The sequence below is a fragment of the Streptomyces bicolor genome (assembly GCF_000719285.1).
In the GTDB taxonomy this organism is placed as follows: Bacteria; Actinomycetota; Actinomycetes; order Streptomycetales; family Streptomycetaceae; genus Streptomyces; species Streptomyces bicolor.
On the sequence record NZ_JOFS01000024.1, the window covers coordinates 34,893 to 48,615 of the forward strand.

The 13,723-nt window shown below is 70.2% G+C and carries 8 protein-coding genes; 1 reads left to right on the forward strand and 7 read right to left on the reverse strand.

Going from position 1 to position 13,723, the window contains the following annotated elements; genetic code table 11:
- Nucleotides 1-28 precede the first annotated feature (28 nt).
- From IF78_RS0128430 to IF78_RS0128450, 5 genes are all read right to left on the reverse strand, one after another.
- Nucleotides 29-4,771: a ricin-type beta-trefoil lectin domain protein gene (locus IF78_RS0128430; protein ID WP_324617292.1), complete on the reverse strand. Its 4,743-nt coding sequence runs from the start codon at nt 4,769-4,771 to the stop codon at nt 29-31.
- 575 nt (nt 4,772-5,346) lie between these two features.
- Entirely contained in the window at nt 5,347-6,678 is a 1,332-nt protein-coding gene (locus tag IF78_RS0128435; RefSeq protein WP_031485706.1) for a hypothetical protein, read from the reverse strand.
- Nucleotides 6,668-7,261, reverse strand: coding sequence for a DUF6114 domain-containing protein (locus IF78_RS0128440; RefSeq protein WP_031485709.1), 594 nt, complete (start codon nt 7,259-7,261; stop codon nt 6,668-6,670). Before IF78_RS0128440 ends, IF78_RS0128435 begins: the two co-directional genes overlap by 11 nt.
- A gap of 186 nt (nt 7,262-7,447) precedes the next feature.
- On the reverse strand, nt 7,448-8,089 hold the full coding sequence (locus tag IF78_RS0128445) for a DUF6230 family protein (RefSeq protein ID WP_031485711.1): 642 nt from the start codon (nt 8,087-8,089) through the stop codon (nt 7,448-7,450).
- 658 nt (nt 8,090-8,747) lie between these two features.
- Nucleotides 8,748-9,725 (reverse strand): tetratricopeptide repeat protein, encoded by a 978-nt coding sequence (locus tag IF78_RS0128450; protein WP_031485713.1) that lies wholly within the window; start codon nt 9,723-9,725, stop codon nt 8,748-8,750.
- 246 nt (nt 9,726-9,971) lie between these two features.
- On the opposite strand from IF78_RS0128450, the gene IF78_RS0128455 reads away from it, so the two are divergent.
- On the forward strand, nt 9,972-10,595 hold the full coding sequence (locus tag IF78_RS0128455) for a TetR/AcrR family transcriptional regulator (protein ID WP_031485715.1): 624 nt from the start codon (nt 9,972-9,974) through the stop codon (nt 10,593-10,595).
- Nucleotides 10,596-10,606: 11 nt separating this feature from the next.
- On the opposite strand, the gene IF78_RS0128460 is transcribed toward IF78_RS0128455, so the two are convergent.
- Nucleotides 10,607-11,914, reverse strand: a complete 1,308-nt coding sequence (locus tag IF78_RS0128460; RefSeq protein ID WP_031485717.1) for a hypothetical protein — start codon at nt 11,912-11,914, stop codon at nt 10,607-10,609.
- A 32-nt stretch (nt 11,915-11,946) separates the two neighbouring features.
- Nucleotides 11,947-13,647, reverse strand: coding sequence for a coenzyme B12-dependent isobutyryl-CoA mutase large subunit (icmA, locus tag IF78_RS0128465; RefSeq protein ID WP_031485719.1), 1,701 nt, complete (start codon nt 13,645-13,647; stop codon nt 11,947-11,949).
- Nucleotides 13,648-13,723 lie beyond the last annotated feature (76 nt).

A 13,723-nucleotide genomic window follows, 5' to 3' on the forward strand; every position in this document is an offset into this window, starting at 1 on the left:
TGCCCGTGCCCTCCGGTTTTGACGGGTGCTACGACCTCTTCGGCATCGGATGCGACGTGTAGACCACGAACCTCGTCGGCTTGTGCGTCTTACCCGCCACGTAGCGCAGCTGGATCAGGATCTCGTCACCGGCCGCTTCACCGGTCCTGGGACCGCCCCTCTTGAACACGGTTCCGAGGGACTTCCCGTTCTGGAAGCTCCACGGGATGGGGAGCAGGTCGTCCTTGGGGACGAAGATGTACCCCTGCTTCCCCTGCTTCCTCGCCTCCTTGTCCTTCCAGTTCTGCAGCTTCTGGGCGTTGCCGGGCCGCTTCTGCCACTCCTGCAGCGCCTCGGCGACGGCCCGCTCAGCGGTGGCCTGGTCCTTCCAGATTCCCACGGTGCCGATGTTCTGGGCCCGGTCCCACGCCCCCGCGCGGGCGGCGTCGGAGACATGCTGCTCGATCGTGTGCGCCCCGGCTATGCCCTCGTCCGATGCCAGCTTCTCGCAGTTGTGGACCAGGATGTCCGTGGCACGGTCGCCCTGCGGGCGGACGAAGAAGGTGTGCAGGCCGTCGACGGTGAGGTCGTACACCTCGCTGGGAGCCAGACCGGGCCGGTCCAGGAGGGCGGTCACCGTGCGGACCGACCCGTCAGGGGTGACCAGCCGGTCACCGGTGCGCAGGTCGGAGACAGTGGTCCAGCCGCGCCCGTCCACGTACATCCGGTGACCGGTCGTGCTGGTCAGGACACCCCCGCTCACGGTGATGTCCACCAGGTGCTCGGTGTCATGGCGGAAGGTGTCGGTGACCCGCTGCGGACGGACGCCGTCCGCCTCCGGGTCGGCGGCCAGGACTCGGTCCCCGGTGCGCACGTCGCGGATCGGCCGGTGCGTCCCGTCGGCCATCAGCACCTGGGTGTCGCCCGGGAAGCTGTTGGTCCGGCACATCGTCGCGATCGCCTGGTACGTGCTGACGGTCTCCTCGATCTCCGCCATGGCGCGGGCGTCGAGGTTCAGGGCGCGCAGCGCCTTGAAGGCGTCGGCGACCCCGACCCCCGTGTGCAGCGCGGCGTTGAGGGCGTGGATCCCGTCGGCTATGGCCTTGAGGGTCTTGCCGCCGACGAACCAGGTCGCCGCCCAGCCGCAGGCGGCCCAGCTGCCGCTCTCACCGCCGGGTGCGATCTTCTTGGCGCACTCGATGAAGTCGCCGAGAAGAATCTTGACGGGGTCGATGCCCTCGTTGAACTCGGTCATCGAGATGGTGTGCGTGACCTCATGCTTCTGCCCCTCGAGGACCTGGGGGCCGAGGTAGACCGTGGATGAGGCGGGGCACCCGAACTGAGTGGCGGGCATGTCCTCGGCCGTGCAGAGGTACAGGTCGACGTACGCGTCGAAGGTGATGACCGCTGTGATCACGCAGTCGCCGACGTGGATGATGACGCCGCAGTTCTCCTTCTTGATCACCTCCGGTTCGCCGACGGGCACCAGGCGGTCGACGACGTAGAACACATTGCCCACGCCGGTGGTGGCGCCGGACGCGATCTGGTCGTTGTTGCCCTTGGTCTCCGCGCGCTCGGCCGCCTCCTGGGCCTCCTTGGCGTACTTGTCGGCGTCCTTCGCCGCCTGTTCGGCTTCGGTCGCGGCCGCGTCGGCGCGGTCGGCGGCCGCTCGGGCGTCCTTGGCGGCTTGCTCGGCCTCCGCGGCTGCGGCGCGGGCCGCTGCCGCGTCGAGGGCGGCCTGGTCGGCGGAGGCGCGGGCATCGGCGGCGTAACCCTCGGCGCGCCCGGCCGCCTTGTCGGCGGCTGCCGCGTCCTCGGTGGCCTGGCGCTGGTACTCGACCGTGCGGGCCAGGGACGCAGATGCCAGCGAGGCGGCCTTGGCGGCGTCGGCCGAGTAGCCGAGGGCCTCCTTGGCGTAGCCACGGGCGTCCGAGGCGTGCCCGGCCGCGTTCGCCGCGTGGACGTACGCCTGCTTGGCGTCGCCCGTTGCCTGGGCGGCGAGGGCCTTGGCGGTGGCGGCCTCCTCCTGCGCGTTCTTGGCGTGCGCGTCGGCGACGGCCTTCTGCTGCTCGGCGATCGTCTTCGACGCCTGCCCGCTGAGCACCACCAGGCCGGCGGCCGAGTCGGTGTCGACGTAGGGGGAGCCGAGCTGGATCGCGTCGTTGGCCGGCTTGGCGACCTGGGCGGCCGCGTTGCCCGCGTCGACGGCGGCCTGCGCGGTGACGTACGCGAAGCCCGCGGCCTTCGCCGAGGCGGCCAGGGCCTTGGCGGCCTCCGCCATGGCCGCGTTCGCCTGGGTCTTGGCGTCCTTGGCGTGCGCCTGCGCCTCGTCGGCCAAGGCCACGGCGGCCTTGGCCTCGTCGGCGGCGTGCCGGGCGGCGGCGATCGCGTCCGCCACGGCGGCCGTCGCGGTCCTCACCGCGGCGTCCGCCCGCAACTTGGCCGCCTGCGCGGCGTCCGATGCGGCGCGGGCGCGCTTGGCTGCCGCCTCGGCGCGGGTTGCCGCGGCGTCCGCGTCGGCCGCGGCCTGGGTCGCCGCGTTCGCCGCGGTGCGGGCCCGGCCGGCCGCCGACTCGGCGTCGCTCGCGTGCCGGTCGGCCTCGTCGGCGGCGGCCCGGGCGTCGTCGGCCGCGCTGCCGGCGTCCAGCGACTGGGCGTAGGCCTCCTTCGCGTCGGCCTTGGCGCGCAGGGCGTCGGCCTTCTGCTCGGCCTCCCAAGCGTCGTCGCGCTTGGCCTTGGCGTTGTCGCGGGCCTTGACCGCGTCGTTCTTGCGCGCGACCGCGGTCTGCTCGGCGGCCTCGGCCTTCTCCTTGGCGTTCTGCGCGTTGGTCGCCTCGGCCTGGGCGGTCTGCTTGTGCTGGGCCGCCTCGGCCTGCTTGGCGGCGGCGGTCTCCTTCTCCGCCTTGGCCGTCTTCTCCTCGGCCTCCGCCTCGAGCCGCTTGGCGTGCGCGTCGGCGGCGGCCGCCTTGGCGTCGCCCTCGGCCTTGAGCGCGACCTGGAGCTTGGCCTCGGCGGTCTCCTTGTCCTTCTTGGCGTTGTCCCGGTGGACCTTCGCCGCGTCCGCCGCCGCCTTCGCCTGCAACTCGGCGGCGTGCGCGGCCTCCTTGCGGAACTCGGCCTTCGCCTGCGCGGCCTGGGCCAGCGCACGCTGCGCGATGGTGTCACTGTCGGCGGCGGAGGCACGGGTGGCGGCCTCGGCGGTCTCGCCGGCCTTCACCATCGCGTCCAGCGCGGCCGCCGCACCCTTGGTGACCTGCGCCTTCTGCTGGCCGACCAGCAGACCGCGGCCGCGCGGGGCACCGTTCTTGTCGGCGGCGGCATAGGCGGCCTGGACCGCGGTGTCGGTGGCGGTGGCGGCCTGACGGGCCGCCGTGGCCTGCGCCTTCAGGGTCTCTAGCTGCTTCTTCGCCGCCGCCTGCGCGCCGGCGATACCGGCCTTGGCCTTGGTGAACTGGGCGGCGGGCGGGACGGTGCCGGTGTGGCCGGACGGCTTGACGGTGAACTTCTGCGGGGTGCCGCCGGAGCAGGTCCACAGCCTGGAGTCCTGGCTGTTGTCGTACGTCGCCAGGTCCAGGCACTTGCCCGTGCCGACGTTCTTCAGCGGCGTGGCGGCGCGGACGTTGTACTCCCAGGTCTGCGCCGGAGAGCTGTTGCACGTCCACAGCTGGATCTTCGTGCCGTTCGCCGAGCTGCTGTTGGAGACGTCCACGCACTTGAGGGACTTGACGTTCCGCAGGTGCAGGCCCTTGTCGTCGCCCTCGACCCGCCACTGCTGCCCGGCCGAGCCGTTGCAGGTGTAGATCTGGACGACGGTGCCGTTGGCCGTGCCGCCGCCCGCGGCGTCCAGACACATGCCCGTCTTGCCGGCCACCTGGATCGTCGTCGGCGCGTCGCCGATGTAACCGACACCGCCGGCCGACCAGTAGTCCTGCCAGCGGGCGAGGTGGTCGGCGACCCAGGACTGGCCCAGCAGGTCACCGAGGGTCTTCGAGCCGGCGGCGAGCGCCTTGGTGGCGTCCTTGTTGGCGGTCAGGATCTGGTTGCGCTGCGTGGCCTGGGAGGCAATCTCCTGCTGCCACTCGGCCGCGGCGGTGGCGGTGACGTAGCTCAGCGCCTTGCCGGGGTCGAGCGGGTCACGCCAGGCGCAGGCGGCGAAGCGGGACTTCAGGTCCTCGACCGCGATGCGGTATTCGGGGCTGTCCTGCTGCGGGGCGGTGCGGGGGAAACCTCCGGAGGCCAGGAAGACTCGGGCGTCGTCGGCTCCGGCGGGGTCGATCGACTCCCCGTTCAGCCACTTGAAGGCGTCGCGCTCCGCGAGGGCCCGGTTCCACTGGTCGCTCGGCAGACTCGGGTCCGGGTCCTTGCCGTAGAGGGGGGTGCCGAGGTCGCTGACGGCCTTGCGCGTCGCCGCGTCGGCGGCGGGGGTCGGGTCCTCGTAGAAGCTCGCCTCGTCCCGCCAGAAGCGGTCGGAGACCCACTGGGACAGGCCGGTCTGGCTGTAGAAGCCGGGCTTGCCGTCGCTGCCGTCCGGTGGCCACTGGAAGCCGGTGACGGTGAAGCCGGCCGGGTTGGTCATCCCCGCAAGGGGCTTCGCCCAGTTGTCACGCAGGGCGTTGAGAGCGTCCAGCTCCTTTCCGGCCGCGTCCCGGTCGCTCTTGTACGCCGTTGCCAGTGGGGTGTTCTCCCAGTGCTGGCGGTCGGCGAGGGCATGCAGTTTGTCGGCGCTCTGGTTGAGACCGTCCTGGGCGGTGGCTGCCATGGCCGGACCGCCGAGACGCAGGACGTCGGCCATCAGGCACTGGTCCTGGCGCAGTTGCTCTGCGGGAGTGTCCTCGAACCAGGGGTACGAGTCGGCGACCGGGGCAGCGTCGAGTGGTGTGGGCCGGGTGAGCAGGTTCGGACTCACGGCGAGGCCGGTGAGAAGCGCAGCGGCGAGGGGGAGCGGGAGGAGCCGGGTCAGACCGGCCCGCTTCAGTATCGGCGCCGGTCTGGGGAACCCATGGGGTCTGGAGCGCAAAGGGAGGCGTCCCTTCCTGCATACGGAGGGAGACCAGGGGACCGACGTTCGCTGATGAGGCTCGAAGGAGCAGTGAGGGGCCACTCCGGCATGGCGAACCCGCCCCCTCCCCGTTTTGACGACGCAGTTCCCCCGGTCGCAGATGGTCACGCGCGGACACGGATGGTCAAATCCGCAACATGCGCAGCGCAACCATAGCCAATATCAGGCACTTTGGGGCAGGAATTAGGGAGGATGTGCGAGAGACGTAAAGAAACTGTTGTGAGCCGCGCATGGCTGTGGCCCGGCACTCCTGTGCGGAGTGCCGGGCCACAGCCGGGTGCGGCTCCCGAACGGGCTTTGTGGGGCGCTCAGTCGGTGATGTACTGGTGCAGCCCCGGAACGGTCAGCGTGCCGCCGAACTGGCCGGCCTGCGTGACCTTCACGTTGGTGAATTTGATCCACGGGATGTTCAGCGGCGGCGGGTGCTCCGGGTCGAACGTCACCGGGATCAGGCCGAGCAGGTTCCCGGAGATACGCTCGGTGTACATCACCGTCTTGCCGTCGGTGATCGTGGAATCGGAGCCCTTGGCCGCCTGCACGTGGTGCGTCTTGCCGGACTGCTTGTCCTTGACGATCTGGTGCAGGTCCCCGATGACGGTGCCGTCGGAGATGACGTACTTCAGCACCTTCTTGGTCTTGCCGCTGGCTGTCTTCACCTCGACGATGCCCTGGTAGTCGGCACCGTTCAGCGTCAGCGAGCTGGCCTCCAGGTACCAGGGGTCGTCCGGCACCAGGATCTTGTTGTCGATGCCGCCCTCGTCCTCCGTGGCGGCCTCGCAGCCCTCGGGCACCTCCGTGGAGCTCGCGGACGGGCTCGGGGAGGCGGTGGCCTCGTCGGCCGCTTCCTTGGCCGCCTCAGTGGCGTCCTCCGCCGCGTTGGACGCCGTGTCGGTCGTGTCCTTCACGGTGTCCTCGACCGTGTCGGTGACCTTGTCGGTGGTCTCCTTGACGGGGTCGGACGTGTCCTTCTCGGCGTCCTCGGACGACGACTCCTCGCTCGCGCTCGCCGACGCGGACGGCGTCGGACTCGGGCTCGCCGTCTCCTGGTTGCCGCCATTGAAGATGCCGGAGATCGCGTCGCCGATGTCCTCCAGCAGGTTGCCGCCGCTCTCGGACGGCGACGGGGACGCCGTGGCCGTGTCGCCGGACTGCGCCTCGCTCGACGTGCTCGGGGAGGGAGTCGGCGTGGGCTCGGCCGCGTCGTCGGAACCTGAATCCGACGACGAGTCACCCGAGGAGTCCGAGGAACCCGAAGAGTCCGAAGAGCCGGACGAATCCGAGGAGTTCGAGGAGTCCGACGCCGAAGGGGCCGGCTCCGCCGTCTCGTTCTCGTCGGTCGACTCGTCGGCCCCCGGGGTCGGTGACGCGGACGCACCGTCCTCCAGGGCCGCCACACACGCCTTGTACTCGTCGGCCGTCAGGCTGTTGGACGTCGGCGACTTCTCGTCAGCGAGGGCGAGCGTCGGCGTGAACCCCATTCCCATGAGGACCGCCGTCGGCATGGCGGCCATGGCTATCGCCTTGCCGGCCGGCATCTGCAACCTCGTGAACAGCGGCTTCTTGGGCGCCGCGTGGCGCGGCCCCGTTCTCTGCCGTGCCGGGGCCACAGGGCTCTGGCCGGGGGCCTCGTCAGCCGACACGGTCACCCCCGATGCGGTCCTCGGCCCGGAAACCGTTCCCGCCACCGTGCGCGGGGCCACCGTCGGCGGTCCCGTACGGCGGGTAGGGCTGCCCCGGCTCGAAGGTGCCCTCGGGAGCGGTGGGCGCGACGCCCTCGCCCGCGGGCCCTTCCGCACCGTCCTGCGACGTGGTCTCATCGAGCCGGTCCTTGCCCGGCATCCAGGAGATGGCAAGCGCGCCGCCGATCATCGCCAGCAGGAAGCCGACGATGAAGCCACCGATGTTGGAGACCACCAGGGACACCAGAGCGAGGATGATCGCCGCGACGCCGGCGAACACCCGCGTCACCTGCTGGAACCACATGGTCAGTCCCAGGGTGACCAGAAGGATGCCGATGATGAGGGAGCCGGCCCCAGCGGTCGTCGCCATGGTGAGCGACATGGTGCCCAGCTTGAGGGTGGCGTACGGGAAGTAAGCGATCGGCACCCCGCCGAGCAGGGTGAACAGGCCTGCCCAGAACGGCCGGGTGCCCCGCCAGTCGCGGAATCGCAGACGCAACCGGGTGAAGGTCCCGGCGCTCTGGACCGGAGTCTCGGCACTCATGGAAATAGCTCCCTGGGTCCGGTGGAAGTACGTACCGGCTCGGCCGTAGGCGTGGAGAAGCCGGAAGTCTGAGTCTGTGAGGGTGCCCGGCTCCCGGAGGGCCGGGCCGGCGGGGCGGGGAGGCGATGGCTTCCCCGCCCCATGGGGCAGCTCAGCTACCCCGGAACACCCCGGTGACGGAAGCCGTCAGTAGCACTCCATCTTGGGGTTGGTGCCGAGCTTCATCGACAGACCGCTCAGCTTGAAGGTGCCGGCCGTGGTCGCCCACGCCGTCTGCTTCACGTTGTAGAGGTCGGCCTTCCGCGCCTGCTGGGCGAAGCCGCCCGGCAGCACACTCTCACCCTGCTTCACATCGGGGCCGCGGGTCTTGTCCTTAACCGCAACACCGATGTCGATGTCCTCGAACTCCGCGTCGGCGTCGAGCTGGGCGACGTCAATGTAGAGGTTCTCGGCCGAGACCGGCTTCTTCGGGTCGTTCCCCGCCTCAAGACGGAGGTAGATCGACCCCACCAAGGGGATGTCCGTCTTGACCGACTGGCACATCTTCTCGATCGTCGCGTCGTCGAACGACGAGATCGCGACCGGAACCTTGGTCTGTTCCTTGCCGTCGACCTTGGTGTAGACGGTGTCTATGCCGCCGTACTGAGCAAAGCCGTTACCGTGCAGTTCTGCGGCGCTCACCTTGAACTGCTGGCCGGAAACGCTGAACGAGGCAGCCAGCGCACCCTGCGCAAGCCCGACACCCACCGCCGCGGCCGCGGCGACGCTGGGCACCATGACCACAGCGAACCGCTTCCATCTGGTCCCGCCACGCACCTGGGACTCCATATTTCCTCCTTCTCGGACGTACATCGCCTGCCCCGACCCACCCTCAAAAAGGGCTCAATCGGGCAGGGATGGGAGAAGTGCTACGTCCTCGGGAAGGAGAGCGCCCGTACTCGAAAGGCGCGAACCGCGCCCGAATCACCGGCGATCACCCCCGAGCGACAACCACTGGTCGCGCCTGACACGCATCACGCACAACCTTGCTGGACAGGCTTCGCCGGGTGGACGAAGACCCCCCTGCCCAAGAGCCGGCGCCACTGCCGCCGACTCTGCTCGGTGGGGACCCAGGAACTCCCGTGACCCAACCGGCTGTCGGGGTACGGGAAAGGACCGAGCGTGGCCGATCGTGGTCCATTCTCGCCGCCCGCACAAGGGGCTTCGTTACTCAGTAGTAACGGCCGGATAACCGAACAACGACCCGTCGGTCTCGGACAGCGACCCAGGGTGGCGTCAAGCGACCGGACAAATCCAGGTATCACCGGACAGGCTCTGACAGAACGAAGCCCATGACTTACCCCAAGTAACTGCGGCCGTGATTACCAAGATTTGGTAAAGCACGGCCGCACTGGCGCTCTGTCGACAAATCTTTCACTCGCGCAACGCGAGCCCACGCGTTTAGCTACTGGTCAGAACGGGGCCACCGCCCCGCTCGTCGAACCGGTCAGAACAAAGCGCGCGCCAGCGCCCTGCGCGCCGCCGCCACCCGCGGATCCTCGCCACCGACGACCTCGAACAGCTCCAGCAGCCGAATCCGTACGGTGTCCCGGTCGTCACCCACCGTGCGCTGCACCGTCTCGATGAGCCGTCCGAAGGCGTCCTCCACATGACCGCCCACCAGATCCAGGTCGGCGGCGGCGATCTGCGCGGTCACGTCGGCGGGCTTGTCGGCGGCGTCCTTGCGTACCTGCTGCGGGTCCGCGCCCTGCACCCGCTGGAGCAACTCGGCCTGGGCGAGCCCGAGTTTGGCCTCCGAGTTCGCCGGGTCCTCGCTCAGTACGTTCTTGTACGCCTGCACCGCGCCGCCCAGATCGCCCGCGTCCAGCGCCTGTACGGCGGCCTCGAGCAGGGCGTCGTACGGACCGGCGGGCACGGCGGGAGCGGTCTGCGCGCCTCCCGGCTCGGCGTCCGGGTCGACCGTCAGGCCGGTCAGACCGAACCGCTGCTCGGCTACGGCGACGAGCTGGTCGAGCGTCTCGCGGATCTGCGCCTCGCCGGCCGCCCCCTGGAAGAGCGGCAGCGCCTGCCCGGCGACTACGGCGAACACGGCGGGGATGCCCTGCACGCCGAACTGCTGCATCAGCATCTGGTTGGCGTCGACGTCGATCTTGGCGAGGAGGAAGCGGCCGTTGTACTCGACGGCGAGCCGCTCCAGAACTGGGCTCAGCTGCTTGCAGGGCTGGCACCACTCGGCCCAGAAGTCGATGACGACGGGCACCTCGGCGGACCGCTGAAGGACGTCCCGCTCGAACCCGGCTTCATCGACGTCGATGACGAGATCGGCCGGCGACACGGCGCCGGTACCCCCGCCCTGCCGGGCGGCCTCGGCACGCGCCTGCTCCGCCTTCGCCTTGGCCTCCTGGGCCGCCTTCACCGCGGCGAGGTCGACGACTCCGCTCATGGACATGTTCCGTGGCTGCATGCGTCTATCCTCCCCCGTTCCCCGCGTGCACGTGAAAAGCACCGTGAAAGCCGGTCGGGCCTGATGCTGTTTCGACGCCGGGGTCCCCACCCCACGTCGTGCGTGTCGTCGCTCGCGTACGTCCATCGCGAGCTTTCGCTACGAGTCGTAGCGTAATGGCACCGAGTGCCTCAAGGACACCACGCCTTGGTGATCTCCCTCACCACATCACAGAATCCCCCAATATCGCGGGGATATGGTCATGGGATGCAGAGCAGTACCCCTGCCACCCGCCCCGGACGCCCGCGCAGCGCCGCCGCTGCCACGGCGATCCTGGCCGCGACGCGGGAGGCACTGGTCGAGGTGGGCTGGTCGAGGCTCACCCTGGGAGACGTGGCAACGCGCGCCGGGGTTGCGAAAACGACGCTCTATCGCCGCTGGTCCGGCAAGAACGAGCTGGTGGTCGACGCGGTGGCGGAGCTCTTCGACGAACTGGAACTCCCCGACCGCGGCTCCCTGGCCGCCGACATCGAGGGCGTGGTCCTGCAGTTCGCGGCGATCCTGGCCCGCCCGGAGGCGCGGAGCGGGCTGATGGCGGTGGTGGCGGAGTCGACCAGGGACGACGCGCTGCGCGAACGCATCCGCGCGTCGATCGTCGAGCGTCAGAAGCACCTGGTCGTCCTGGGCCGCTCCCGGGCCCAGAAACGCGGAGAGCTCCCCCCGGAGACGGATCCGGAGGAAGCCGCACGCACAGCGGACCTGATCTTCGACGTGGTGGCGGGTGCCGTGGTCCACCGCACCCTGGTGAGCGCGGAGCCGGTGGACGAGGAGTGGGTGCGGAGTTTCGCCGGGCTCCTGCTGAACGGGCTGACGGCGGACGCGACAGCGTGACGCCCTACCCCTTACCCCACAAGGTGCTCGATCTCGTCGACGTGGTACTCCCCGTACCCGAACCGTTCGCCGATGGCCCGGTACCGCTCGTACTGTCCCCGCGTGAGCGGTACGGACAGCGCCCGCAGGACGCGGAGGAACAGCCGGAATCCCAGATCCGGATCGACCTGGACCACGACCTGTTCCACCGCGGCCATGGCCTCCACGGCCGGGAGGGGCTGCCAGTAAGGGCTGACGGCCTTGTCTGCCACGGCGAGCGCGGTCTCCCGGAGCTCCCGCGACACCGGGTCCGCGAACTCCGCGCGAGCGGGCGGAACTCCGGGGGTGTAGGTCGGGGCGGTCTTCCTCAGCCGCTCCTCGCACACGTCTGCGACCAGGCGTAGCCACGCGCGGCCGTCGGTGCGCAGGGCCGCGTCCGAGACGGCCACCCACAGGGTGGTGAGAGTGTCGTCGGACAGCGGGGAGCGCAGGAGACGAAGCGCGTCCTCCAGGAGGAGGGCCGCCGCCGTGCCGGGGGACTGGCCGGGCTCGTCGGCGTACGCCACCAGCTCGATCTCCCGGCGGGCGGTGCTCGGCTGCCAGTCCTGGTGGGCGTTTCCGGCGAGCTTCGAGAGGCCGAAGTCCCAGTCGGTGGCACGGCGTTCCGTGTCGATGGGTGGCCAGTCGACGTCGAGGCCGTCGCGGATGAGCGCGACGGGGTACCCGAGCCGCTCGCCGAGCTGGAGGAACCTGTCGTACCGCTCCTTCGGGACCTGGACGGCGTACGCCTTCAGGGCGCGAAGGAAGAGCCGGAGGCCGAGGTCGGCGTCGGTGCGGCCGGCCACCCGCTCCAGGGCCGGGGCGAGGCCCGGGAGCCCGGCCGCGGCGGTGAGCGCCGGGGCCAGGGCCCGGATCTCCGCCACGACCGTCCCGCACAGCTGCTCATCCCGTAGCGGCCGGACCGGTGGCGGGACGTAGGAGCGCTTGTTCTGCCGGAGGCGGGCCGTGGCCAGGTCCGAGACCGCCCGAAGCCAGCTACGGATCTCCATGCCGTGGTCGGCCGGATCGAAAGCCCGGCCGACCGCGGCCAGCCACACCGTATGGAGAACCTCCTCCAGCAACGGGCCTGCCAGCAGACGCCGGGCGTCCTCCCCCAGTTCCACGGCTTCCTCGCCGTCGGAGCCGTCCGCCAACCGGGCCGCGACCGCGAGCGCGGCCGGGAGGTCGACGGCGAGACCGGCGGCGCGGCGGTCCCGGGAGCACAGCTGCGGCGTCAGACCGGTGAGCCCGAAGTCACCGGAGTAACCCAGTTCGACGTACGTCGGACGGTTCCTTGGCATGGATCGTGTTCTACACGGGGTACACGCCGCGCTCAGAATCCCGCGGGCTCCGTGTACACCCCCCACTCCTCCCGCAGCACCCCGCAGATTTCCCCCAGCGTCGCCTCGGCCCGCACCGCGTCCAGCATCGGCTCGATCATGTTGCCCCCGTCGCGCGCGGCGGCGAGCATCGCGTCGAGCGCCGCCCGCACGGCACCGTCGTCCCGGGCGTCCTTACGGTCGCCCAGCACCCGCACCTGCTCGCGCTCCACCTCGTGGCTCACCCGCAGGATCTCCAGGTCGCCGGTGACGGAACCGGTGTGGGCGTTGACCCCCACGACCCTCTTGTCACCCTTCTCCAGCGCCTGCTGGTACCGGAACGCGGACTCCGCGATCTCCCCGGTGAACCAGCCGTCCTCGATCCCGCGCAGGATCCCGGAGGTGATCGGCCCAATCGGGTGCTGCCCGTCCGGGTGCGCCCTGAGGCCCCGCTCCTTTATCCGGTCGAAGATCTTCTCGGCGTCGGCCTCGATCCGGTCGGTCAGCTGCTCGACGTACCAGGAACCGCCGAGGGGGTCGGCCACGTTGGCGACGCCGGTCTCCTCCATGAGGACCTGCTGGGTGCGCAGCGCGATCTCCGCGGCCTGCTCGCTCGGCAGCGCCAGCGTCTCATCCAACGCGTTCGTGTGCAGCGAGTTCGTGCCGCCGAGCACGGCCGCCAGCGCCTCCACCGCCGTACGCACCACGTTGTTGTACGGCTGCTGGGCGGTCAGCGAGACACCGGCGGTCTGGGTGTGGAAGCGCAGCCACTGGGCCTTGTCGGACCGCGCGCCGTAGACGTCCCGCATCCAGCGGGCCCAGATCCTCCGCGCGGCGCGGAACTTGGCGATCTCCTCGAAGAAATCGACGTGCGCGTCGAAGAAGAAGGAGAGGCCCGGGGCGAACACGTCGACGTCCAGGCCGCGCGAGAGTCCGAGTTCGACGTACCCGAACCCGTCCGCCAGCGTGTATGCCAGCTCCTGCGCCGCCGTCGCGCCGGCCTCGCGGATGTGGTAGCCGGAGACGGACAGCGGCTTGTAGGCGGGGATGCCGGCCGCGCAGTACTCCATGAGGTCGCCGATGAGGCGCAGGTGCGGCTCGGGCTGGAAGAGCCACTCCTTCTGGGCGATGTACTCCTTGAAGATGTCGGTCTGGAGCGTGCCGTTGAGCACGCCCGGGTCGACGCCCTGGCGCTCCGCGGCCACCAGGTACATGCAGAAGACGGGGACGGCAGGACCGCTGATCGTCATGGACGTCGTCACGTCACCGAGCGGGATGTCCTTGAACAGGACCTCCATGTCGGCGGCCGAGTCGATGGCGACACCGCAGTGCCCGACCTCGCCCAGTGAGCGCGGGTCGTCGGAGTCGCGGCCCATCAGCGTCGGCATGTCGAAGGCGACCGAGAGACCGCCTCCGCCGTTGCCGAGGATCATCTTGTAGCGCTCGTTGGTCTGTTCCGCGTTCCCGAACCCGGCGAACTGCCGGATGGTCCACGTCCGCCCTCGGTAGCCGGTCGGATAGAGGCCCCGCGTGTAGGGGTACTCCCCGGGCCACCCGATCCGCTCGAAGCCCTCGTACCTGTCCCCGGGTCGGGGTCCGTACACCGGCTCCACGGGATCGCCGGAGAGCGTGGTGAAATCCGCCGTGCGCTTGCGCGCGGCGTCGTAGCGGGCCTGCCAGCGTCGGCGGCCCTCCTCGATGGCGTCAGCGTCCATACCCTCGAATTTACTAGGACGTCCAAGTAAATGTCGATGGCAGAACCGCCGCACACATCGGTACGGCGGTTGCGTC